Source organism: Leadbetterella byssophila DSM 17132, from assembly GCF_000166395.1.
Taxonomy (GTDB): domain Bacteria; phylum Bacteroidota; class Bacteroidia; order Cytophagales; family Spirosomataceae; genus Leadbetterella; species Leadbetterella byssophila.
This window is the reverse complement of record NC_014655.1, coordinates 2,645,627-2,669,347: the sequence shown is the minus strand read 5'-3', so window position 1 is coordinate 2,669,347 and position 23,721 is coordinate 2,645,627. Positions and strand designations below refer to the sequence as shown.

Sequence of the window (23,721 nt, the reverse complement as noted above, 5' to 3'; positions counted from 1 at the left end):
ACTTTATTTTAAGATGACTATTTTGGCACTACGCACATATCCGCCCTTCTGCACATTAACTAGATAGGTCCCGTTCTCAAATCCAGAACTGTTGATTTTTATAGTATTTATACCAGGATCTAAATCGTACTCTTCTGTATGGACAGCGCGGCCTTTCATGTCAACTACCTGCACACGTGCTCCTTTTAGTGCAGAAAGGACATTAACTTTTACTTCAAAGGCATTATTGGCAGGATTAGGGAAGAGCAATATGTCTTGCGCAAACACTTCATCCTCCCACGTGTAATCTGCCGCCATTCTGCCTCCTGCATTCTTTTGGAAAAATGACTCTCCATTCTCGGTCAAGTAGGTATAACCGGCAGGAACTGGGAACACGAAAGGTGTAGCAGGGGGTTCGAGTCCACCATAATTACTCGTCGGCCATTCCATACAAGCCGCTAATGCCGTATAGCCGGAATTATTGAGATTCACGTCTGGCCGGCTGATCATCTCCGCTGCGCGTACTATGAACCGTTCCGGTGAGGTTTGGATCCGCTGCACCAGCCACCATTTGTTATGGAAATACCGTGCAATTAGCGGATGACCTGTAACTGTCCACGTACCTATCACCAGTCCATCCGTCAACGTATTGCAAGGCGTAGCGATGACCGTGTAGGATACTGAAGGGCTGGTAGTACAAGACCCTCCTTGACAAGTTACCGAATAAACTACAGGACTTGGTGTGGCCGTTACCGTTATACTATTACTGGTGGCATTTGTATTCCATTTAGGAGTACCCGTGCTACAGCTCGTGGTCAGAGTAAGGGATTGACTGATGCTAGGAGAAGTTACACTGGCGCTTATCGTAGCTGGTGTTGAGCAGGCAACAGGTCCACTGGCTTGGAAGAAGTATTCCCCATTTTCACTCATATAGGTATATCCAGAAGGTACGGCAAATACAGAAGGAGTAGCAGGAGGCTCAAGACCACCGTAGTTGCTGGTTTGCCATTGAAAACAAGCCCCTAAACCTGAGTAGGATGAATTGTTCAAATTAACATCACCCCGTGTTAGCATTTCTGAAGCCCGAACAATAAAGCGCTCTGGACTGCTTTGGATGCGTTGCACCAGCCACCACTGACTGTGGAAGTACCGCGCTATTAAAGAGTGGCCGGTTACCGTCCACGTACCCATCACTAGCCCATCAGTCAACACATTACAGCCGCTAGCCTGCACTGTATAGGATACCGAACTGCTGGTAGTACAATTTGATCCCTGGCAAGTTACCGAGTACGTGGTTGCTGTAGCGGTAGCCGTAACAGTGATACTGTTGGAAGTAGCGTTAGTGTTCCACTTAGGTGTACCTGAAGTACAACTGGTGGTAAGGGTAACACTTTGACTAATGGTAGGTGATGGGACATTTGAAGTAATAGCCGCTGGAGTTGAGCAAGGGCCATTTGAACCAGTTACTGTGTAGGAAACCGAACTACTTGTAGTACAATTCGAGCCCTGACAAGTTACCGAGTAGGTGGTCGCTGTAGCCGTTGCCGTCACAGTAATACTGTTAGAAGTAGCGTTCGTATTCCACTTTGGCGTACCCGTAGAACAGCTGGTAGTTAGCGTAACACTTTGGCTAATGGTCGGTGACGGAACATTTGAAGTAATAGCAGCTGGCGTAGAACAAGCGGCTTGTGAGCTTTCTTTGAAGAAGTGCTCTCCATTTTCAAATACATAATCGTAGCCGGGTACGTAACCAAATTGAGAAGGGGTAGCTGGCGGCTCTAATCCTCCATATGGACTAGAAAGCCATGAGAAACAGGACGCCATGCTAGCAAACGCCGGATTAGCAAGCGTTACATCCCCTCTCAAAAGCATTTCGTAGGCTCGAACAATGAATCTATCTGGATTGCTTCCGATTCGCTGCGTTACCCACCATGAATTGTGAAAGTTACGCGCTACAAGTGCGGCTCCGTTGACTGTCCAAGTTCCTAAGACTATACCATCTGTAAGCACTGCACAAGAATCAAACGGTACTGTTCCTGTACCTATGAACTTTTTCTCACTTAACCGGCCTATTCCATCATAGATGCGGTGAACGATGTCAACTGGTTCTGAGTTTATACCCAGTGCATTCGTGGTAACCCGGCCAGCATGATCGTAGTCGTTTCTATTTTTCACCGTCAACGTACCTGTAGCAAAGGGATAGGTTACGTTTTGTTTTGTCACCTCACCGGCAAAATTATATTCCAGGTTCTTTACTAAGATGTTTGCGGTATTGGAAGTACTTAGAAAATGAGTATGCTGACTTTGAATCATTCGGTTTAGTACATCATAATAAAAGGCATCCGTATATACTTTTGCATTCTCCCGGGAGTTCAATTTCTTCACCCCTGCCAGTAATCCCTTGATGTTCGTATTTCGCGTATGAAAAGCCCCTGTAGCAGCAAATGCAAACTGCGGCTCAAGAAAGGAATAATCATCATAATAATTTAGCAGTTTCTTTTCCGTGGACACCGGCTGCAAAGTAGACGGAAAACTAGCACCGTTATATGTAGCTCCAGTCCGGCTCTCAAAGGCCGTAGTATGTGCATCAAATAAACTCTGGGCTGAGGCCCGGGTAGTGCTTTTTGTGGTCTCACCACTAACCGCCACTCTTCCATGTACATCGTACTGGGTAAAATTCCAGCGGTTCAGCGTTTTCTGATAAGCATCCTGGTGCATCACTGCCCTATTGTTCTTATCATATACTGTTTCAGTCCATCCTGCTCCCGGTACATGCTTACGGGTAACACGCCCGCGGGCATCGTACTCATAGCAGAACACATAATTGGAGAATGAACTACTACTTTGACCTATAGAACTATTTAAGTCATATCCTAGAGGTTGTAAAACAGCCCGGATGCGACCTAATCCATCATATATATAGTAGGTAACAGCCCATACGCCAGAGGATATCTGCGATTGCGTCTGCACGGTCTGTCCTTTTTTGTCCTTGTAAACAGTAGTAACATTGCCCTGTTCATCCGTTACTGTACTGGAAATCAAACTCCATGCCGGATATGTACCTGCTAGAGTAATGTCATTACTAGTATTTATGGTATATTTTCTCACGTTGGTCCCAGCAGTTCCGTAAGAATAGTTCACATTTTTATTGTTCGTAGCCCACGCTGTACCTGGGCCTCGCGTTTGGGAAACTTCATCAGAAACTCCTCTGTAAGTTGTCGTTGAGTAAGCCTGTTCCCCATAAAAGCTATTTGCCGTACTCTCCACCGTACCACTTGCTAGTGGCGTGGTAGAAGTAGATGCGTAAGAAACCGGTAAGTGGGCTTTACTTATTCTACCCACATTATCCCTCACCAAGTTTTCCGCGATGATATTATTTGTAGAAGGAGTTTGACGCCACAACACCTTCTGAGATAACTCTCCAAAGGCATTGTAAAATTCATATAGTGAGGTAGCGTTTAAATGGTTGCTAGCATTAGAAGCATTTGTAGTGGCCGTTCTCAGATTTCTGCTGACTACATGGTTAGCTAAGGAATTGTTATTGCCCCTTAATTGGTATTCGTAAACACTTACCCAGTTTCCGTTATGATCCTTAATGCCTGACAAGCGTCCGAAAACATCGTACTCGTAATCAGTCCGGGTTCCGTTAGGTAAAATACCCCTACTCATACCCACGAAGGGCTTGTATAAGAACCCACTCATTTGCGCCGCAGTTAAGGAGTTCTGCACTGAAGTCAAAGTATTTTGGATGGTAGTATTATCCGCTGCATTGAGGAAGTTATTGTACGAGGTCCCCGCACTGGAAAGCGCTAGGTCAAGATCCGTTTTTAGCGCGTTTTTAAGATGTCCTACTATGTACCTAGCCCTATAGGCTCTTAAAACTGAAGTATGAATCCCGGCCGCATCGCGCACATTAATAGCCTGCCCTAGCGTATCGTAAGCTATTACAGCATAGTTTTCAAAGTAGCTGGATGAATTTATACCGCTACTTGTACCGCTGTAAGGTACAAAAGTGCCCGACGCTTGGTAGCGGTATTCTTTTGAAGGCAGGAACAAGCGAGGTTTACGGCTATTTCCAGTAAACTGGGCAAAAGTGTATGCTGTGGCATCCTGCACTGTGCCAGCGGCTGAGATTGTGCGTTCTATTACGATATTGTGCCTATGATTATTTATCAAAGAATCCAGCATAGGGTCTTTCCCCGATACGTTCTTATAATCTAAAGGATATTTTAGCTTTTCCTCGTGAACGATGCCGTCAGAATTTGTGTAAACCTGCCGGGTCAGTTGATAGTGCTCAGGATTATCGTAGTAGAGGTCTGTAGTGGTTGTAACGGGGTTTTGGCCGTTGGCGTCGTAAGTGTAAGTAATTTCTTTTTTAGGGTAAAACCAGTAACTAACTGGCTTATAATACTTAGCATAATCAGCAATATGCTGCCAATCACCTTGTTTAGTTACCCCCCACTTAATATAAAGTGCAGTCGTACTATATTTATTAGTAGTGTAATTTTCTTTAGGATCATATTGGGTAGAGTTAGCTGACGTCATCAAATTATTGGCATAATTTATAGTTTCAATGGGCCGTCCTCGCATTCCAGAATAATCTATTACAGGACCAATAAGTGCTGTATTTCCTGCCCTAGTTGGGGTCCCAAGCTCATTTGAATAACCGTCCTCAGTATTACTTGTAAAATGATGCAATGCCTTCCTTACACCGTTTTTAAATTCATTTACTCTATAATAATTAATTGGAAATTGAGACATGGAATTAAATGGCTCAGAAAATGCAAAATATGCCGAAGAAAATTGACCTTCAGCCCAAATATCATAAAAAGGTTTACCAAATATTTCACCACTCGAAAATGCATCACTTGGACTTGTATAGGTATAGGTGGTAGTAAAAGTGGGCTCATTTCCTGACTCGTCTATCCTAGCAATTGACTTTATCCTTATTCCTGGACCGGGTAGAACATTAGATATATAAGGATATTTAACAGTTACATACAACATGAATGTAACATTTGACCAATTTGGGTTAGAAGTTGGATTACCAAAACAATAACCATGGTTAGTTAAAATTGTAAATAAATCATGTATTGTATATGGAGCATTCCCTGCTTTTGGAACTAAGGTATGATTTAGAATCTTATAGGTACTGCCACAACCAGATGGACTACCAGGTGGTACTACAATTGAAATATCCACCGGTGTGTTCGTTGTTATATAGATATTTGGAGAAGTTACAATAGTCCCTTCTATTACTTGTAAAAATTTTAAACTATCGATATATAAAGTTCCTGTTTGAAATTCTCCATTTACGTAACTATAGTCATTAAGTTCATATTCATATGTTTCCTTCCCACCCGTAGGATATGTAATAGACTGAATTGCCCCAATCTTTGCAAATTCAAAATCAGGCTCTCTATTAGCACCAAAAGCTGGTACTAAAGAATTGTTTGTAACTTTCCCATTGTAAAAGCCAAATTTGTCAATCCCTTTCGTATTTATGATTCGCGAACTAGTACCCAAATAAGTAAATGTATAAGGTGCCATTTCAACATTACCTGTGCCAATTTCTTTAATAGCACTTAGAGAAAAACCTTCTCCAAAATTGGCAAAAGTGAAATTATAGGCTTTAACAAAAACTTGTCCAGAATTTAAAGTTGAATATTGTGTAATATTTACCAATCTCTTAGGATAATTTCTAAACCCTCCTACTATAGTAGATGTTGAATAATCTTCATATTTCAATTCAATTTTCCAGCCATTTCCTGTGATTTTTTTTAAATAAACTTCATAGGAAATATTAATATTTACATCTGCATAGTTTGTGATTGATGACTGCAACCAACTTGGAGATGGAACATATGCAAAAAAACTTTCCACAGGCGTAAATTGTGCCCTGTTGGCTGAGGCTGGGCTATCTGTATATTCAAGTTTTATCTTTTGCCCACCAGTACCGATGATTTCGGTCAAGTGCCATGCAGAAATTAACTTTCCACGAACTCCATCGTCATTAAATCCACTCTGTTCACCCTTTTCACTGGTGGACCTACTATATTCCACTGCATAAAATTTATAAATAGTTCCGTCTTCTGTCGTTATTGAAAATCCCACGAAGTTATCTAGAACGTTATGTAATGCGGCGTGAATGGGAATTGGATTTGGAGAATATTCAGCTTTAATCGCCAATTTACTCTGTGAAACTATGTGTATCTTTCCATCAGCGCCAAAAAAGAAACTACCACTATTGCTCCCAAAACTAAAATTAAAAAGATCAGGCTCCGAATCAATATTACCATATGTTATTTCAGCCATTAGGCTATTTGGAACCTGAGTGGCTTGAAATTGATCGATAGCCGTCTGTATCTCACTCCCAATGTGATAATAACCCGCATTGGACCTTTCGTCTTTCTTACTATTTACTGTTCTTGTAATTGTTCCACCAGCTAATAAATTCCATCCATTTCCTAGAATTCCAGTTAATTCCGACGGACGGTACCCTCGATATGAATAATTAGCAGATATATCTAATGGTAGTCCATACTCATCTATTTCAAATAATTTTACATTTGGCGAAATGGATCCTGAACTTAAATTTACAGGTGCTAACGAATACCTTCCAATACTAGCAGCATTCGGTGATGGCGGAACTCTATCAAATGGGGTCTTTTGTCCATATACTTGGTAAACAACAAATAATGACAAGAAAATAATGACTCTCATTAATTTTTTAAATTAAGTTGTAATAATTCGGGTTTAACACTGAATCGAAAATCCTTGTTTAAAGAATTTGGAAAAATCATTTCAATTCTATTCCCCAAGGGCATCCAAATGAGTTCCGCAGATTCGATAATTGGGTCGTTTGCAACGTATGTATATGACCAGATTCCCTTCTTGGTATCGTATTTCCATATAAATGGTTCAATACTTATTTTCTCACTTGAAATAATGGATTGACCAAAAGCAAGCCACAAATTTCCATCGCCATCGATCCAATGTTTTGCTTTAACTCTATATCCCGGGTAGATGATCTTACCGCCCTCTCCCAAAACTCTTTCAATCGAATGCGACTCCTTGGACATTTCCTCCCATTCTCCCCTCGTAGAATTATATCTCCAAAAATCAGCTAGAACCCTACTACCTTTGTAATCCTTGTCATAACCAAATCCTCCATACAAATAAATTTCTGCTGGATTTGGAGACCATATGGCCATATCTACTCGTGCCGAAGGAGAATTTATATTTGATTTGTCAATCCACTCGTTTTCTAAGGTATTGAAACACCAGATTTCGTTGGAAAAGTTACCTGACCTTTCCGTTAATGGCGAATCTAAAAAGCCTCCAAATAAGTATAAATTTTGCTTTTCGTCAATCCACCCACCAGCTCCTCTTCGAGGACCAGGAATTTTCCCTTTTACTTCTATTTTTTGCCACTTGCTTGCTTTAAAGCTGTAAAACCATAAATCATTTAGTAGCTCATTACTAGTGGAGGAAACACCTCCAAATAACCAAAGCCCTTGATCAGTAACCCATTTTAGAGCGTCAATTCGTATCACAGGATTCGACTTTTCATCGGCTGAACCTACGAACATATGGTCATCACCTTGCTCTTTAAAAATCTCAACACCACTTTTATCTGCATACAGAAACACTTTGTCTTTATACTGCCACAGCAAAGGTGCGCTTTTAAAACTCTCTTTTCCGTAAACTTTAGTCGTTTCCCATCGCGATTGAGCTAAAGCAGAAAGGTGAAATAAGAAGATGAGGATGACGGTAAATTTTACTCTCATAAATAGAATAGGTGTTTTGGTGTCATATAAATGATTCAGTACCTTGCCATATGACAAGAAATATAAAATGTGAATACTTAAAAAGTTGCCTAGTGAGTATAAAGATGATTAGGCGACTGTTTTAGCCACATATCACGTCAGCAAAAAAAAGCAGGGAGTGTCTAAATGCACATTTAAATGTGGTTCATCACGAGCGCATTTAAGGAAGATGATAGTTGCAATGTAATTCATAGGGCGTCAAAAAGGATGCGGCAATCTAGATGCACTATCAAATCAAAAAAAGCATTAAAGAGATTTTTTATTAAACGGTACTGAACTGAAAGGACCTCTAAATAAATCTTTTAGGCCAGATGAATTCCCTTGAATAAAATAAACAGTGGACATTGACGAAAATACATCGTCACTTTGTAGTTTGCAAAGTGGAACCTTTCTTACCTATATGAAGTATCTCTTGCTGGCCCTAGTATACGTAACTCCAATAATAGCACATTCGCAATCCAAGACAAGTGCCGGTTTGGCGGGTACTTATAATGCTGCATTACAAACTTTTGGCATAGGAATTCGGGCACAATTCTCATTAAACCAAAAATTTTATATCAGTCCACAAATGAAGTATATTCCTCCAATAAAAGATTTTCATGAAGTAACGATGGGAATCAATACGCACTATTATTTAATAAAACCTTCCACGCCCTTGGGTAATAGATACCAGCACCGAAATCTCATTGCACTTTATCTTATTGGCGGCGTACACTACAACAGATGGATAAATTATGCACCCACCATAAATCCCAAAGCTAAACAAAACAATATTCTACCAGAGGTTGGCGCTGGCTTAGAGCTTGGAAGAAACTATTTCAAAATCTTTACTGAAGCAAACCACAATACAGTATGGATGGAACCTTCTTTTGAAATAGGAATGCAAATAAATCTCAGTAAAAGATCCAAACCAAAGTGTTTCTTTCCACTATGAGGTATATCCTATTACAATTTTTTACTATCTGCTTCTTATCCTCATGCAAGGAAGATAGAAGAATACATCCCACTGAACCAGGGCCAGCTGCAGTACCAGGTTTACTTAAAAAAATTTCAGCAATTTCAAAGTTGGGTAATTACCATATTGAATTTTCATATATGGATAGTTTGACGCTAAAAAGTATAATTTACAACTATGGAAATAGACAGTGGACTGAAACTTTTCATTATAAAAATGATACCTTAAGGACTTCTATCTCTAACGATACCACTAAATTCTATGAGTATAAAGACGGCAAACTTTCCTCTATTGTAAATCAGCCTAAATTACCAGCATCAGAACAAATTATACAACGCTACTACTATCTCGAAGGAGGAAATAAAGTTACCCACATCATAAGGGAGAAAAAAGAATCAAATGAAGTAACTCAGTTGTCAAATATCTCACTCATTTGGCGTGGGGGAAATGTTGGATTTTTACGATTGCAAACAAACAATTTTCTGGAGGAATATGACTTCCAATACGGCAGTGGCAAAAACCCTCTTCATCGCGTGTATAGACAAGTACTACGCATACCAGGTGATCATTACCATTCGCTCTCCGAAAATCTCATATCAAACATAAATTTGTTCTTGCAAAATTCTGAAATCAGAATAGAAAGCACCCTAAATAATCAGGGATACCCAAGCGAGCAAATTATTTTTGAAAGAACTAACACTTCAAGCCAAGAGTGGAAAGAGAAAGAGCGGTTATTGTATGAATATTACGAATAAGTGTTTGTTAAATGGCTATGTGTGTGTGCGTGTTGTGTAACCTCCCTCTAAATATTTGCACAAAACTTAAGTACATCATTCTGTAACCCTCCCCTTTTTAGGACATAGTATAATTAAACAAAGATATTGATTTATTGTTCTTCCAGCAGGGGGAGCTAGCTCCCCCTGCTGGAAATGAAGTGCTCAAATTTTTAAACTTTTCCGGGGTGAATCCTCCTAGCGATTCATGCGGTCTTTGGGTATTATAATCCTTCATAAATTCTTCTGCCAGGATTCTGACCTGAAGGATATTTTCAAACACATAAGCGTCCAGTATAGATGCTCTAAAAGTTCGGTTAAAACGTTATCCATTCTGAAAGGGCTTTCCGGGCTGGATATAAAGGAGTCTGATGTCATTCTCTCTACACCAGTCAGCCAACACATTTGCAATAAATTCAGGGCCGTTATCAACTCTGATTTGGGTAGGCTTACCTCTATATGCGATTAGATCCTCCAGACTTTGAACTACCATGTTCGACTGTATACTGAAATGAGCCTCTACGGTCAGAGCTTCCCGGTTATAATCATCGATGATATTCAAAATTCTGATCTTCCGGCCATTGCCAAGAACATCATGCATGAAGTCCATGCTCCAGGTATGATTGATGCCTTCCGGCTGAATCAACGGTACTTTAACACGTGCAGGAAGCCTCTTGCGAGTCTTTTGACGAAGGTTTAGACCCAATAGAAGGTAAATCCTGCGGACACGCTTGTAATTCCATTTAAGGCCCTGATTCCGTATCCTTTGATACATCTTATCCTGACCTTCCTTCGGATGATTTTCGGCTAGACCTAGTAGCTTTCCTCTTACTTCTGTATCGTCTTTTACAGAAGAATAGTAATAAACGGAACGACTTAAATCCATGATCTTACAGGCCTTTTGAATGCTCATGCCATACTCGTTTACGATATAATTCACCACCACTCGCTTTTCAAAAGGCCCTAAAACTTTTTTGATAGTACGTCCTTGAGAACGGCGTGATCCAGGGCCAGATCAGCATACATCTTCTTTAATCTGGCATTCTCCTGTTGAAGAGATTTTAGTTCTGCCAGATCCATCCCACTCATCCCTGAATACTTCTTCTTCCAGTTATGGAAAGTGGCTTTGTGAATATTTAATTCCCGGCAGATGTCTTCTACCTTACGACCGTTCTCGTACTCTCCGAGTACTTTCACAATCTGATGTTCTGAGTGCTTACTCTTTTTCATTGTTACAAGTTAATGTTAAACCTTTATTGTTGCGTTTTAACTTGTCCTATTTTTGGGGAGGGTTACACTATGTTTAAGATATTTTGGGTTATTAAGTTGGAAATGACAAAAAATAAATAATGATAATTTTGTAATATGGGAATGTCTTGTTTAGAAGGTGTAAATTACTAAATTTGGTAATATAAATATTTGGTTGTTGTATTAGTGGGGAATTTTCGGTGTGATAAATATTTCTGGTAATTAAGTGAGAAATATAATGGGTATCGTATTTTTTTAAAATAATTCCTATCATAATGAAAGTAGAAACGCATTTTATCAAAAATAATGATTTTCGGACGGTACAATGTAGTGGAGCTTTTGGAGGAGTAATTTCTAATGGTTTAATAAATATGAACATGTATACGGATAGAGTTGTTATTCCGAATACTATCACATTAGAAGTAGATGAAAAAGACGGACAACATTTACGTGAAATTGGTCGTGAATCAAAGAATGGGATAGTTCGCGAAGTCCAATTTGGTATGCTAATTGATGTTAACGTAGCTAAGTCTTTGGTCGAGTGGATCAATGAACAAATTAAAATAATTGAATCTGTTACTGGTAAATAAGTTAAAAATAGAGGTATTTATGGACTATCTAACTGAACCGGTAAGTTTTTCTGAAGCCATAGGGGTGTATTCGAAAGATAATAGAAATTTAATTACCATTGGGATAAGAAATCCTGTTTTTAGTCAAATGGAAACTTCGTTCTCAGGCTCTACTAATAATCCATTTTTTATAGGGTTAATAGGGCGAAGGAAATTGCTACGAAGAAGGGGATAGAAAGGCCTAATTCATTTGCAGAGAGTCAAGCTATTAACATTCTGAATTATTTAAATAAAAGGGAAATTGCGGTTGATTTTGTAAACCCTTCTAATGATGGCGGATTGATTTTGGAAATTTATCTGGGATCTGATTATTATCTAATTGAAGTTTATAATGATAAGGATATTGTTTTCTTAAGTAGGAAAAGTGGGGGGCAAAAAATTTATGATACAAATAGCGAAAATATTTTTTCACTTGTAGATAGATTTATTATTTGAGATGGCCTCAAAATGTTTTGAGTTAGGAATACCTGTAGAGCTGCACAGAAAAAATAGACCTATAGACAACACTTTTAAAAGTGAAATGATTTATAGAAGATTTCAATCATCTGCATCTCTAAGTGAATGAGATGGTAAGTTAAGCAGTTCAATATTTCCAGTTAAAAGGGATTCCTGCAATAGGGAGAAATACAGTACCTCTCCGAAAGATGTATTATACAATATTCGTGAAGAAGATGGAGGTAGGCACTATTTTGATATTTACGGCGTAGTTGGGTTTTGTTCAGAGGTATTATATGATTTTCAAAATACTTCTTTAATGATAAATGATGAAGTAAGGAAGTTTACTTTGCAGTTAAATCACTCTCCTGAAGAGTGTATGTATCCGCACTGCGAAATATTAGTATTAGAGAATGGGCAGGAGGTTGACCTAAAAGCCAAATCGATTAAAACAGCCATCCGTGTTTATTTAGTTGAAAACTGTGAAATTCTTGTACCTAGTCCATAATTCTTAATTCAGTTTGCACATTTTAGGAAATTGCAAAAAATAGAGCAAGATTTTTATAACAGTGTCTAGGATAATTTCAGATTCTTCCTGTATATAGCCATAGTATAGGTGTTGGCGAGATAGCATAAGATAAGTAAAACCTGTACTTATGTGGGGGCTTGCAAGTTCGATTTCTAATCCTTAGAGATATTCTAATTATTACAATGTATAAGGTTGTAACAATGAGAAAATCATCTTCCTGAAATCAACTTCATAGTAAATATAAAAACAATAAGCTGTTTACTTTTTCCCACTTTAGGCACCAATTCTATAGTAAAAAAGACTATGGAATGAAAAAGATACTTTTAGCATTACTATCCATTTTAGTTTTTTCCTGCGCTAGCGATGAGGAGGCGGGGAAGGTGCAATATTTAGCAGTATGTTCGTATGGGAATGGCTGCGAATTCTCGGAGATATTGTTAGATCAGAAGGATGTGGATATAGCCTTGGGTAGGGAGCATTTTTGGGCTCAAGCGGGGCCTGATGCTACCTTGGTACTGGAGGGGTGTGTAGCTCAAGTGGATGAAGAGCGTAGCATAGAGGAGATTCATGCAGATTATGGAGGGTCAGGAGATCCGAAGATGGTGGAGCCGGTAGATATAGCTCGATATATTAGTGGCATGGGTTGTTTACAGTGCGATACGGAGACAAAAAAGCTTTCGTTTGAGATTTCAAGCGTGGAGGTGTCTGGCTCTGCGTATTTCTATATTAATTTCAAAGACAAAGAATCTTTTATGCCTAATGCGGCGTATCAACAATTTTACAAAGGAGCAGAGGGGATAAGAGATATTGTCATTGACCAATTAGTAAGGAACGGGTATGTAGAGCAGTATATTATTGATCAAAACGGTGGGAAATACATGTACAGGCTTCCTGTTCAGCAAGATTATTTGACGCCTGTTGAAGGAGAATTTACGGAGGGAGATTTTAAAAAGGCATTTAAAAAGACGGGAAATAAGAGAAGGGAATTAGATATGTACCAAGAGGAGTATGAGGGTTTTTCAGAAGAGGGTGAGGTATTGAAATTTTGGCTGGGTGCTACTCCGGAGATATGTCTTGCCCCTGATCAGTTTGCATTTATGGGTATGTATGGGATAGGATATATTAAGATAGATGGTGTCACCTACTTGCTAACTGAAGCCTCAATTCCAGGCTATAGAATGCGCATCACCAAAGTAGAGAAAGGGTCTTATTCCTTTAATCCGAGTGGGTATACGAGGTTGAATTAAAAGAAGCCTTTGGCTTTTTTTAAGATTAATAATTTAGGAACAATAAGTATTATTTAGGACGGTAATTTTAACCATTTAAATACTAAATGTTCCTAAGTTCTTAGGCCAAAAAGCCGAAGGCTTTTGGGTAACCTCTTCTAAGCTTTTAGTTATTTTTATTGGGAGCTATTTTTGAGGGGGAGGAGAAATTTTGGGACAAAAAAAAGAGTTACAAATTTCTTTGTAACTCTTGTACCGGGGACGGGAATCGAACCCGTACGAGGGATAAGCCTCACAGGATTTTAAGTGTCAAAAGTGGCTTTTCGCCATTTAACTTATCTTTCCCTATTTTAACTAAGCAAGTGATTATTTGTTATTTAAAATATTTTTCTTGTCTTTGCTGAATGAATTGAATCGGCCTTTAACAAGCCGATTGTTTGAAAATTGTTTGAAAGTTTTTGTGTGATGTTGGTTTAGTGTGAATGTTTAAAATTTTCAAAATCATGTCAGTTACATTCAGTATTTTCCTTGACAAACGGAGGGCTTACTCCAAGTCCACTGTGAAGCGAAGAGTAACCTACGGCAGAATGAGCAAAGAGTATGAAACCATACACAAGCTGACGGAGGAGGATTAAATTGAAGCGCCTCGGATTTCGGAGCCGCTAAAGCAAGTAAGGGAAGACTTCAAAGAGATCCGAACCATGATGGCTTTGGCGACCGAAAAGGTATTTCCATTTGATTTCTGGGTATTCTACCGGGACTACATAACCCCCAGCAAGCTTTCCAAAAAAAGAAAACTAAGAAGCAGCCAGTTACAGCCTCAGAAAGCGGGGCGGGTACCTTTGATTATTCCGAATATGAAAAGCTATTTCCCATTCTCAAAGAAATCCACCATGAAACTGCCAGAATATCCGGTGTTTACTGCGAATACATCAAAAAGTTGATCCGGGAAGGACGCATCGGTAACGCTGTCAAATACTGGGACAGCTACAACGTCATTAAGCGTTTTGGCGGGAACATCTATTTCCAGCATATAACCGTGGTATGGTTTAGGTCGTCTGAGAGGTGGATGCTCGGAAAGGGTCGCTCGCGGGCCACTGTGGGGGGGGGGGGGGATTTTGCCCCACCTGCGGTGCATATTTAACGAAGCCAATGAAAGAAAGGTCATTAATAAGCAAATGTGCTACCCATTCGGAAGGCGGCGGTATCAAATCCCGTCAAGCAGGAAATGGAAGCGGGTATTGGACCTGCCCGATATCCAGACGATCTACTTCAGCGTGCCTTCCTGTCCTTCGAAAGCCTATGCCAAATCACTTTGGTTTTTCATGTATTTTGGGAATGGAATGAATCCAAAGGATGTTGCGCATCTTAAATACGGGAACATTAACGGGGAGAACTTCAGGATATCCGCGATATAATCCAGTCAGAAATGGAGCGGTTGTTAAATGATCCAGGGCAGAAACACTTGGGTATAAAGAAAAATTAATTCCTATAAGATATTATTTTGGAACCTCCATTGACAAAAAACCAAATCCTCCAAAACGAATTATTTTTTTTAGAAATTCAAGTAAATCGAATAAAAAATTACCCTAAAATAAATTTCACGCCATTAAATAGAGTTTAAAATTGGATTTATTAAATTATTAATTAAACTTTAAATAGGTAAATATCTCTCGACCTGCTTAAAATTTCCTTTCGAAATGAAAACTATTTCACTGCTAGTAATCTTCTTGTTTCCTGTATTACAAAGCTGCAAACAAGAAAGCCTGAAATCCGGCAGCCTCAGTAAATGTGTGCTTTTAGAACAGGAATCGTGGACAGTCCAGTCTGAGATCCAAGATATAACGGGTACTATCCTGAAAAGTCAGTTTACCAATGATACCACTCAGCTGTTTATTATAGCCTTAGATGATCAGTATAATACGGAAGTCTCCCCTTGTAACTTGCCTCCGACTTTTGAAACACTTGACACCAAGGTTATTGTATCCGGGAAAATATATACGCATCCAACACGGGATTATCCTTATCCTCCCATTGAACTCTCTTCTATCAACCACCTAAACAATTAAAGGATTATGAAAAATAAATACCTGCTCCTTTTCCTGATTCTCTTGATTTCTACAACTATTACCGCTCAAAATTTCATACCGGTAAATAAGATAGAAATTGAAGAAAGTAAGAAGTCTGAATTAAGTAAGATCCTTAAAGCCTATCAAACACTTTCAATTAAGGTTCAAGACACAAAGGAGTTCCTTCGTAAGCATGCTGGTGGAGCTAAAGTCAACAAAAAATTTAGTTTCTACCTGACCGAATACGCCGTGGCCTGATAATGCTGCGATTAGAAGGAGGTAAATTTTTTCACGGTTGAATAGTTAATTTATGGTGAAATTAATTTTAAACTCAACATCCTTAATTGTTAATTCATCATCGGAGCCAGGTACTCTAAATCGAAAAGTTTCCTTAAAAGATGCACGATACTGCCCCGGTGGTAACGGGTTCTGACGGGTACTGGAATAGGTTCCAAGTTTCCAGGTCCATGATGAATCCCTGGTATCGACCCAAGGCTGAACAAACACATAATCATCATTTTGACCAAAAGGGAACCCCCCAATACCTATCAAATTCAAAGCATTGAGTACGTATGGCTTTCCCACTTTCTGGCCATCTACGGTGTAAACAGTACAGAAATCATTTTCCGCATCATTGGCATATTGAGGATAGAAATAATATTCCTTACCCGTTTTATTCCTTACCGTAAATTTGAAAAAGAAGTTTTCACCTTCAAGAAGTTCTGTAACGTCTTCCATTTGAGAATTTAGCAAGCAATATTCAAAGGCGATGCCGTCAATCTCTTGTCCGTCACATCCGGAATATGTCAAAGGGCTTGGATTACTATCACAACTGGACAAAGTCATTGTAAATACCAAAGCAATTATCAGATTTTTCATAATACTTTACTTTTTTAATTATATCTCACCAATCATCTCTCTTAATCTCAGTATAATTATTAAAAAGCCACATCAAATAAACTATTTTGTTTATACTTTTTCTTGTATAAATTATATACTTATCGTTACTGATCTTTATCTGAAAGGAAATTGCAAGAACTTCAGACATTACTTCTCATAATAACAGTTGGTATTTCTGTACCAAATCTTAGAATTCCTTTATTTCTTTGATGTCTATCTTCTGATATCCGGGGCTCCTCCATCCGCAATTCCAGGTTCCGGATTGGATTTCATACTTTACACTGACTGTTAAGCTATCAACCTGAAATTTGGCGTTTAAATTGACGGGAGCATAAAGCTTATTTTCAATATTAAGCAACCAGCCGCACCCATCGACTGCTGGATCACCAGCAAACACTATGACGGCCTTTTGAACTTCAGAGATTTCACTTAAAGCCTTCACATCACTTCGGCAATCAACCGCCATAATTGGTAAAGCGGAGCAGACTAACAGAATTCTTATGAAAATTTTCATGATTCGAATAATTTAATACGTACTATAAAATCAGCTATTTTACACAGTTCAGTTAATTTTACAAGGGCTACAAACTAGCAAGTGTGCGATTAATTAATAATTTACTCTATCTATTACTAAGTACGATAGGAGGTTTCAGTTGGTACGATAAAATCAATTTTAAACTCAACATCCTTAATTATTAATCCATCCGCATATTGAGGATAGAAAGAAAATTCCCTTGCTGTTTTATTGGTTACTGTGAATTTGAAGAAGAAGTCTTCACCTTCCCGTAATTTTGTGGCAGCTTCCATCTGAGAATTTAGTAAACAATATTCTAAGGAGATGCCATCAATGTCCTTTCTATCACATCCTGCATATTACGAAGGAGACGGGCTGCTATCACAGCTTGATAAGCTCATCACAAATACCAAAACAATAGTCAGATTTTTCATAACCCTTTACCTGTTTAAGCTTATATCAAAAGGTATCTCTTTTGATATAAGTACAATAATAAAAAGATTAAATCACTTACCCTTTATTTATTAATATTATTCCGAGTATTAATTATATATTATAAAACCGGCAACACCTCAACAGAATGGACATATAGAAGCCTACCATTCAATTCTGGAAAGTGCTGTATGTCAACGATTTGAATTTAAAAGCCTACAAGAATTTAAACAAGTAATGATAAGATGGAAAAAATTCTATAATTTCGAAAGAATACATGGCGGTCTTCACTATAAGTACCCTAGAAAATTCCTCGAATCAATTGGTGTAAAAATTGATCCGAATTGGTGAAATAAATTAAAAATAGTGTCCAAGTAATTGCGTTTAAGACAATTTCATAAAATGGAGAAATTATTTCAAGTTTATTCACATTCTAAGAATAAATTATACTTTAAAACCATTCAATCGTATGAATATTAACCTCGCCAACGCCAGTTTTAAAGATTTTGAAAACCCTCGCGGCCTTGATATTTTCCAAAGAGCCGCCGAACATGAAAGATACCTGAGTTACCTCAAGGAGAATGAATTTATGAATTACAGGCTAACGGTCACCTCGGGATATGGACCTGTAATCGAACTGGCAGAAGAAGGCCATATAAAAAAAGGCGAGTACGTAAGTTTTGTCTGCAACGACTACTTAGGCTTTACACAACATCCTGAGATCAAAAGAGCTGCCATAGCCGGGATTGAAAAATACGGTACAGGGGCTGGATCATCCCCACTCATTGGCGGGGTATTTCCAATATCATAAGGAGCTGGAGGATAAGATATCTGCATTTTTTCACCGTCCACCAGGTTCAACCATCGTATATACTACCGGCTATACCTCAAATTCGGCGTCGCTGCTTTGTCTTCTTAAGAAAGAGGATATCGCTATAGTAGATATGGCCGTGCACAGTAGTGTGTATGAAGGCCTTATGGGGGGCACCATGCAACGCTTTTTACACAACGATATTGAAGCTCTGGAGCATAAACTGGCCATTAATAAAGATTCCTACAGAACAAAAATGGTTATCATAGATGGGGTATATTCCCAAGATGGAGATATAGCCAAACTTAAAGAGATTTTGGAGCTATGCCGCCACTATGGAGCTGTGCTATTGGTTGACGATGCGCATGGCATAGGGGTGATTGGTAAGACGGGAAGAGGAGCCTTAGAGTATTTTGACCTGTTAAGCCAGAAGGACGTTATTATTACCGGAACCTTCAGTAAAACCTTTGCAAATGTGGGAGGATACTTAGTGGCCGATCCGCAGCTAATCTCCTACCTGCTGTTCCAGTCAAGGCAATATGCCTTTTCGGCCGCCGCGACGCCGGCAATATGTGGAGTTACCCGAGCGATTGAACTTGTGGACGAAGAACCGCAGTGGCAAATATAATTGCAGGAGAATATCGAGTATTACAAAAATGGTCTTCAGGAAATAGGTCTTGACGTGGGAACAACTTAATCCGCCATTATCCCTGTTAAGATCGGAGATGTTCGTAAAAACTCTGAAGTGGGAAGATTATTGCTTGCAAACGGCATTTACACAAACAGCATCATGTACCCGGCTGTGGCCCTTAAGGATGCCCGTATCCGTCAGAGTGTTATAGCTACCCATACGAAGGCACATCTTGACAAAGCGCTAAATGTACTTGCCTATATCGCCAAAAAGTTGCAACTTGCTCGATAGGTGAACTTATTTCTTATAATGGAGCAAGAAAAAGATACCGAAGAGGATAAAAAAGAACAGCCCGTCATAAAGCAAAGAAAGGTTCATGCCGGGCGTCAAAAAAATAAAGAGCGTACGAAAGGACGTATTATCGAGGCTGTTGGAAAAGTACTGGAAAATGAAGGGTATGCGAACCTTAACACTGTAAAGATTGCAAAGGAAACAGGACTTGACAAAAAATTGATACGGGCCTACTTTGGTGATCTGGAACATCTTTTGGAAGACTATATACTTCACAAAGATTTTTTGGAAATACGCTGCGACAACAACTATTAAAAAATTGCTTCGAAGCCCTGACTCTATAGGTAAAAAGGAGATTTCGTCATTGTTGCAGAATCAATTTGAAGTTGTGTCCAGCGATAAGTCGCTTCAAAGAATTCTTCATTGGGAACTTGGGGATGATAATCCCGTTCTTAGGAAAGTAGCAGATGACAGAGAAAAAATCAGTGATAAGCTTTTCGATATTATCATGCCAGAGTTTGAGGAATCAAACGTTGATCTCAGGGCAAGACTGGCTTTGATAATTGGAGGCATATATTACCTTTCGATACATGCGACCTCCAACGGGAGTAATTTCTGCGGATTAATCTTGAAGAAGGAAAGGATCGCACTTCTAAAGCAATTCAGGATCTTGTCTTTGAAGCCTATCAGAAAGCAGGCGTCAAGAAATAATTTTTCTTTGCTGAGTTTATTGTTTTCATCAGACATTAATATTTAGATATTTTTATCATCGCAAGACTTATTTTAGTGAAAAGAAAATAGAGACTCATATTTTAAAGACAAACGAGCTTAAGGTCTATACTCCGCTCATTTGTCTTCAAATTTCCAAACATCAGGGCAAAGCAGCCTGGTCATAATCCGAACGCTCCAGAACAATGGTTCGCGTAGATTTTTTCTTTTTACCCATCTCAAAATCTCCTGTGTGAAAATTCATGAGATTTTTGGTAGGTCCACAGTTTGGGTCACTTGTTGCTAGATACAATCTTTCCCCATTGCAATAATGAATTATTGCTTTACCATCTGCAAATGATATAACCAAAGAGTCTACCTCTCTCTTAAAGGGGCTGACGTCTCCATCACCCCCCTCCCTGTATTTTTTCTTCCACAGATGATCTTCCCCGCTTTTAATAAATGTACTATCGAGCAATGAAGACTCCGAATAGGTTAAGATTGAGAAATCCAGTGGCGTTTGGTTTCTTACAATAAATGTTACCTCTGGATTTATCAAAAACGAGCATCCCGAGAATAATGACAGCAGCAATATGAATAATATAGACCTCATGATGTTACTATTTGTTAATCATAATCCGAAAAAAGTTGCGACGCAGCAGCTTCTGTCGGGTTACTTGAGTTATCCTCTAAATAAGACCTGTATTGATACCAATTAGTTGGTCTCGCAAATAAGAAATTCACCAATTGAGTAATGGTATAACCACTGGCAAGATCATTAGGCCTACCTGATGAAGCATCAAACTGATTGTGATTATCAATCAAATCAATGAAGAGTGGGGTATAGTCACTTGCCTGGACGTCGGCTAAGCTTAAATGCTGTTGTGCATCAAAATCAAGTTGCGGGTTTGCATTATGACCGTATACCTCTCTTGTGATATGCCATCCCACTGCTTGAGCCCAGCTTTCAGCTAGTTTGCGTGCCTGTCCCGTATTCAAAGTATAGGCTTCATAACTCATACCCATAGCCCAATGTGAAGCATGGGTTAGTTCATGTATGGTGGTTCCGAAAATTACCCTGGCGTCATCATTGTTCAAATCAAATATAAGCTTGATTTGTGCAGCAGCCCAAGCGCTATTAAATGCAAAATAGTGAGAACGACCACTGCCTTGCTTTGAACCTAAGTGCATTTTAGATAGAACTCCAGACCCCGGAGGGCTTGGCACTCCAAATGTATTATTATAGTAGTAATACCAAGCAGCTCTGTGTACATGAGCAAAAATATAATTATCTGGTGTGCCCCCTTCTGAAATATCCAAATTCCATTGACCTTGAATTTTAGGACCATTAAAATGGGACTGTCCGTAGGACCCATCTCTAATATCGAAATCTGCACGGTCCCACTTAATTGAATAGTTTACGCCCTTGCCATTAGGCCAGCCATGATCAATGAAAAAGTAGCCATTATTATAAGATAGTGCACTTTTTGTCGTAAACCATCTGTTACCCCTGACAAGGCACGCAGGTACAGGCACCCAGCCAGCGCCTGCTTGATATTGGCCCGTTCCATCATTATAATTTAGCCTTTCGTCCCAAACGCGTATACGTCCTGATGAGTACCAATCAGCTATTTTTGCATTCTTGTTATCTTCAGTCTCTGAATCCAAATTACCTGTTAAGGACATAGATTCATCTTCCAAATGTGTCAAAAGAGCCTTATTGCGTATCTGCAAGTCAGTTTCTAGCTCCTTCCCATTGCCAAAGGGAAGGTATAATTCTTCCAAAACTTCCAGCTTAAGATCGAACCTCTTCAGATTCTCTACTGGAATCGCTGCGTAAAGCCAGGTAAATTTAGCGTCCGTCGAAAGTGAAGGGTCCCTGTAACTGTTTCCCTGTTTGGCAATTTCATAGTCCAGGGGATACTCGAAAAGATCAACAGTAGTGTCGGCGTTCAGTTTGTCGTATTCTTCGTCACTGGACGGTAAAAACCGAACGTAATAGTAATTTGTGACGATCGATACTGGCAAATCCTGTCCTTTTGATCGAAGGCTCTCAGCCGCTTTTTTCATATTTACCGTGCTATACGGATTTTCAAGCTTCCTTCCCAGAACCAGGTCCGAATCTGAATAATTAAGAGCAGAACTTCTCTCTCCCGAAGGCGTCGTAGAGCTGTCAACTTCCTTATCCAGCACTTGATTGCTGTCTTTGCAGCTTAGAACCCCCAGGGCTAAAGCAAAGAAAAGACCGGTAGCATGTGACTTGGTTTTCATTGGGTAGAATTGTTTAGATGAATTGTACGTACGTTTTTGATTGTTCCTTGAGCGATTTTCACCCGGGCGTAACCGGTAAAGTAAGCTGGCCTAAAGTCTTAAGTGCTCCCATAAAAATACAGTTGAGCAAGAAGCCTTCATTTTATTTAAAGTTGGATGGTTGCGTCTTAAACGCAATTACTTGGACACTATTTTTAATTTATTTCACCAATTCGGATCAATTTTTACACCAATTGATTCGAGGAATTTTCTAGGGGACTTATAGTGAAGACCGCCATGTATTCTTTCGAAATTATAGAATTTTTTCCATCTTATCATTACTTGTTTAAATTCTTGTAGGCTTTCAAATTCAAATCGTTGACATACAGCACTTTCCAGAATTGAATGGTAGGCTTCTATATGTCCATTCTGTTGAGGTGTTGCCGGTTTTGTAAATTCCTGAGTTATACCTTTTTGTTTTAGATATTCTTGAACTATTAAAGCTTCGAATTGTGAGCCATTATCGTTTCTTACTATAAATTGCTTTGGCATCGGATAAGTTTGTAAAATTTGTTCAAATAGATTTATTACATCTTCAGATTTAATAGAATTTGCGATGTATTGTCCCAATTGCCATCTCGAAAAAACATCCAAAATTGTCAGTACTTGCGCATTTGTGCGTTTTCCTTGGATATATACATATTTAATATCAAATTCTAGGAATGCAAATTCTCTTTGTACAATGGGAACGAGTTCTTTTACCCAGTTCCTACTTATTCTCTTGGTATTACTGCGTTGAAATTTTAATAAATTGTTTTCCTTCATGAGCTTATAGGTTCTATAAGCCCCAATTCTCAATCCCTTTTCTTGGTTTAAATAGCGGTAGGTTTTATAATACCCATAATCCACAAATTCGCCCTCCAGAAGTGTTTTAGTTTCTTGTAAAATATAATCCATATCAAACCTATTATTTTCCATATCATATACATAACCTGAGGCCCTTTTCCCCGGTTTTGTACCTGTAGAAATGTAATAGTAGCTGCTTCGAGGTAAATCTACATGCTTTAATACTAGATATTTAGGCCTCCCTTGCTCTAGAAATTCGTCAACTACCTGGATTTTTATTTCTTTAGAGATTGACTTTTTTTTAAAAGGGAATCTTTAATTTGAATAGCTAACTCTTTTTCAGCAACTATCCTTTTTAGAGCTTCGTTTTCACGACGTAATTGTTTGAGTTCACGCTCGGCATCTGTCATTGCTCCTGCTTCCAAGCCACTTTTGCCTAACTTCTCAAATTTCTCTTTCCAATTATAAATACTCACAGTAGAAACCCCAAATTCTCGCGATGAAGAACTTACGCCGTGCTGGATAGAATGAAGTACAATCTTCTCTTTCTCCTCCAAACTCCATGTTTTTCGATGTTTTGACATACACAAATCTAATTAATTGTTAACTTAGTTTTGTGTCCAAGTTTTTATCGAGCTATTAGGTAAGTAAGTTGAATAAAGAAAC

Annotated in this window: 23 protein-coding genes and 1 pseudogene; 13 read left to right on the top strand and 11 right to left on the bottom strand. The window is 38.9% G+C overall.

Going from position 1 to position 23,721, the window contains the following annotated elements; translation table 11 throughout:
- Positions 1-3 precede the first annotated feature (3 nt).
- Positions 4-6,702, bottom strand: coding sequence for a T9SS type A sorting domain-containing protein (locus LBYS_RS12090; protein ID WP_013409136.1), 6,699 nt, complete (start codon positions 6,700-6,702; stop codon positions 4-6).
- The gene (locus tag LBYS_RS12085; protein ID WP_013409135.1) at positions 6,702-7,769 is read right to left on the bottom strand and encodes a Kelch repeat-containing protein; all 1,068 of its coding nucleotides are present in this window, start codon (positions 7,767-7,769) and stop codon (positions 6,702-6,704) included. Before LBYS_RS12085 ends, LBYS_RS12090 begins: the two co-directional genes overlap by 1 nt.
- Positions 7,770-8,208: 439 nt before the next feature.
- On the opposite strand from LBYS_RS12085, the gene LBYS_RS12080 reads away from it, so the two are divergent.
- Both LBYS_RS12080 and LBYS_RS12075 read left to right on the top strand, forming a co-directional pair.
- Positions 8,209-8,742, top strand: a complete 534-nt coding sequence (locus tag LBYS_RS12080; RefSeq protein ID WP_013409134.1) for a hypothetical protein — start codon at positions 8,209-8,211, stop codon at positions 8,740-8,742.
- The gene (locus tag LBYS_RS12075; protein WP_013409133.1) at positions 8,739-9,518 is read left to right on the top strand and encodes a hypothetical protein; all 780 of its coding nucleotides are present in this window, start codon (positions 8,739-8,741) and stop codon (positions 9,516-9,518) included. The genes LBYS_RS12080 and LBYS_RS12075 overlap by 4 nt, the downstream gene beginning before the upstream one ends.
- 97 nt (positions 9,519-9,615) lie before the next feature.
- Here the strand turns inward: LBYS_RS12075 and LBYS_RS19980 are convergent.
- Positions 9,616-10,766: pseudogene (locus LBYS_RS19980) on the bottom strand (IS3 family transposase).
- A 293-nt stretch (positions 10,767-11,059) separates the two neighbouring features.
- On the opposite strand from LBYS_RS19980, the gene LBYS_RS12060 reads away from it, so the two are divergent.
- The 3 genes from LBYS_RS12060 to LBYS_RS19765 all read left to right on the top strand — a co-directional run bounded on the left by LBYS_RS12060 (position 11,060) and on the right by LBYS_RS19765 (position 14,238).
- Complete coding sequence (locus LBYS_RS12060; RefSeq protein WP_013409131.1) at positions 11,060-11,374, top strand: hypothetical protein; 315 nt, start codon at positions 11,060-11,062, stop codon at positions 11,372-11,374.
- 1,311 nt (positions 11,375-12,685) lie between these two features.
- On the top strand, positions 12,686-13,624 hold the full coding sequence (locus tag LBYS_RS12050; protein WP_013409128.1) for a hypothetical protein: 939 nt from the start codon (positions 12,686-12,688) through the stop codon (positions 13,622-13,624).
- Positions 13,625-14,106: 482 nt separating this feature from the next.
- Positions 14,107-14,238 carry a hypothetical protein gene (locus tag LBYS_RS19765; protein WP_262494806.1) on the top strand — a complete coding sequence of 44 codons (132 nt, stop codon included), beginning with the start codon at positions 14,107-14,109 and terminating at the stop codon, positions 14,236-14,238.
- Positions 14,239-14,468: 230 nt separating this feature from the next.
- On the opposite strand, the gene LBYS_RS19660 is transcribed toward LBYS_RS19765, so the two are convergent.
- On the bottom strand, positions 14,469-14,636 hold the full coding sequence (locus tag LBYS_RS19660; protein WP_229310417.1) for a hypothetical protein: 168 nt from the start codon (positions 14,634-14,636) through the stop codon (positions 14,469-14,471).
- A gap of 667 nt (positions 14,637-15,303) precedes the next feature.
- Here LBYS_RS19660 and LBYS_RS12040 point away from each other — a divergent pair.
- Complete coding sequence (locus tag LBYS_RS12040; protein WP_013409127.1) at positions 15,304-15,672, top strand: hypothetical protein; 369 nt, start codon at positions 15,304-15,306, stop codon at positions 15,670-15,672.
- A gap of 6 nt (positions 15,673-15,678) precedes the next feature.
- Positions 15,679-15,930: a hypothetical protein gene (locus LBYS_RS12035; RefSeq protein WP_013409126.1), complete on the top strand. Its 252-nt coding sequence runs from the start codon at positions 15,679-15,681 to the stop codon at positions 15,928-15,930.
- A gap of 45 nt (positions 15,931-15,975) precedes the next feature.
- Here LBYS_RS12035 and LBYS_RS12030 read toward each other — a convergent pair whose 3' ends face one another.
- The 3 genes from LBYS_RS12030 to LBYS_RS19290 all read right to left on the bottom strand — a co-directional run bounded on the left by LBYS_RS12030 (position 15,976) and on the right by LBYS_RS19290 (position 17,379).
- Positions 15,976-16,551 carry a hypothetical protein gene (locus LBYS_RS12030; RefSeq protein ID WP_013409125.1) on the bottom strand — a complete coding sequence of 192 codons (576 nt, stop codon included), beginning with the start codon at positions 16,549-16,551 and terminating at the stop codon, positions 15,976-15,978.
- Positions 16,552-16,759: 208 nt separating this feature from the next.
- A complete protein-coding gene (locus LBYS_RS12025; RefSeq protein ID WP_013409124.1) occupies positions 16,760-17,086 on the bottom strand; it encodes a hypothetical protein in 327 nt (108 codons plus the stop codon).
- Positions 17,087-17,202: 116 nt separating this feature from the next.
- The gene (locus tag LBYS_RS19290; protein WP_013409123.1) at positions 17,203-17,379 is read right to left on the bottom strand and encodes a hypothetical protein; all 177 of its coding nucleotides are present in this window, start codon (positions 17,377-17,379) and stop codon (positions 17,203-17,205) included.
- 259 nt (positions 17,380-17,638) lie between these two features.
- Here LBYS_RS19290 and LBYS_RS18815 point away from each other — a divergent pair, with 259 nt between their 5' ends.
- The 6 genes from LBYS_RS18815 to LBYS_RS19450 all read left to right on the top strand — a co-directional run bounded on the left by LBYS_RS18815 (position 17,639) and on the right by LBYS_RS19450 (position 20,008).
- Positions 17,639-17,869, top strand: coding sequence for an integrase core domain-containing protein (locus LBYS_RS18815; protein WP_083794585.1), 231 nt, complete (start codon positions 17,639-17,641; stop codon positions 17,867-17,869).
- A 118-nt stretch (positions 17,870-17,987) separates the two neighbouring features.
- On the top strand, positions 17,988-18,329 hold the full coding sequence (locus LBYS_RS19470; RefSeq protein WP_013409122.1) for a 2-amino-3-ketobutyrate CoA ligase: 342 nt from the start codon (positions 17,988-17,990) through the stop codon (positions 18,327-18,329).
- The gene (locus tag LBYS_RS19465) at positions 18,265-18,957 is read left to right on the top strand and encodes an aminotransferase class I/II-fold pyridoxal phosphate-dependent enzyme (protein WP_222836517.1); all 693 of its coding nucleotides are present in this window, start codon (positions 18,265-18,267) and stop codon (positions 18,955-18,957) included. Before LBYS_RS19470 ends, LBYS_RS19465 begins: the two co-directional genes overlap by 65 nt.
- Positions 18,958-19,074: 117 nt before the next feature.
- Entirely contained in the window at positions 19,075-19,251 is a 177-nt protein-coding gene (locus tag LBYS_RS19460) for a hypothetical protein (RefSeq protein WP_222836516.1), read from the top strand.
- A gap of 18 nt (positions 19,252-19,269) precedes the next feature.
- Positions 19,270-19,566: a TetR/AcrR family transcriptional regulator gene (locus tag LBYS_RS19455; protein ID WP_222836515.1), complete on the top strand. Its 297-nt coding sequence runs from the start codon at positions 19,270-19,272 to the stop codon at positions 19,564-19,566.
- A gap of 49 nt (positions 19,567-19,615) precedes the next feature.
- On the top strand, positions 19,616-20,008 hold the full coding sequence (locus tag LBYS_RS19450) for a hypothetical protein (RefSeq protein WP_222836514.1): 393 nt from the start codon (positions 19,616-19,618) through the stop codon (positions 20,006-20,008).
- A 114-nt stretch (positions 20,009-20,122) separates the two neighbouring features.
- Here LBYS_RS19450 and LBYS_RS12010 read toward each other — a convergent pair whose 3' ends face one another.
- From LBYS_RS12010 to LBYS_RS11995, 4 genes are all read right to left on the bottom strand, one after another.
- On the bottom strand, positions 20,123-20,572 hold the full coding sequence (locus LBYS_RS12010; RefSeq protein WP_013409121.1) for a hypothetical protein: 450 nt from the start codon (positions 20,570-20,572) through the stop codon (positions 20,123-20,125).
- Between the two features lie 14 nt (positions 20,573-20,586).
- On the bottom strand, positions 20,587-22,230 hold the full coding sequence (locus LBYS_RS12005; protein ID WP_013409120.1) for a hypothetical protein: 1,644 nt from the start codon (positions 22,228-22,230) through the stop codon (positions 20,587-20,589).
- A gap of 204 nt (positions 22,231-22,434) precedes the next feature.
- Positions 22,435-23,166 (bottom strand): DDE-type integrase/transposase/recombinase, encoded by a 732-nt coding sequence (locus LBYS_RS12000; RefSeq protein WP_013407251.1) that lies wholly within the window; start codon positions 23,164-23,166, stop codon positions 22,435-22,437.
- A gap of 164 nt (positions 23,167-23,330) precedes the next feature.
- Positions 23,331-23,639, bottom strand: coding sequence for a transposase (locus LBYS_RS11995; protein WP_013409119.1), 309 nt, complete (start codon positions 23,637-23,639; stop codon positions 23,331-23,333).
- Between the last annotated feature and the right edge of the window lie 82 nt (positions 23,640-23,721).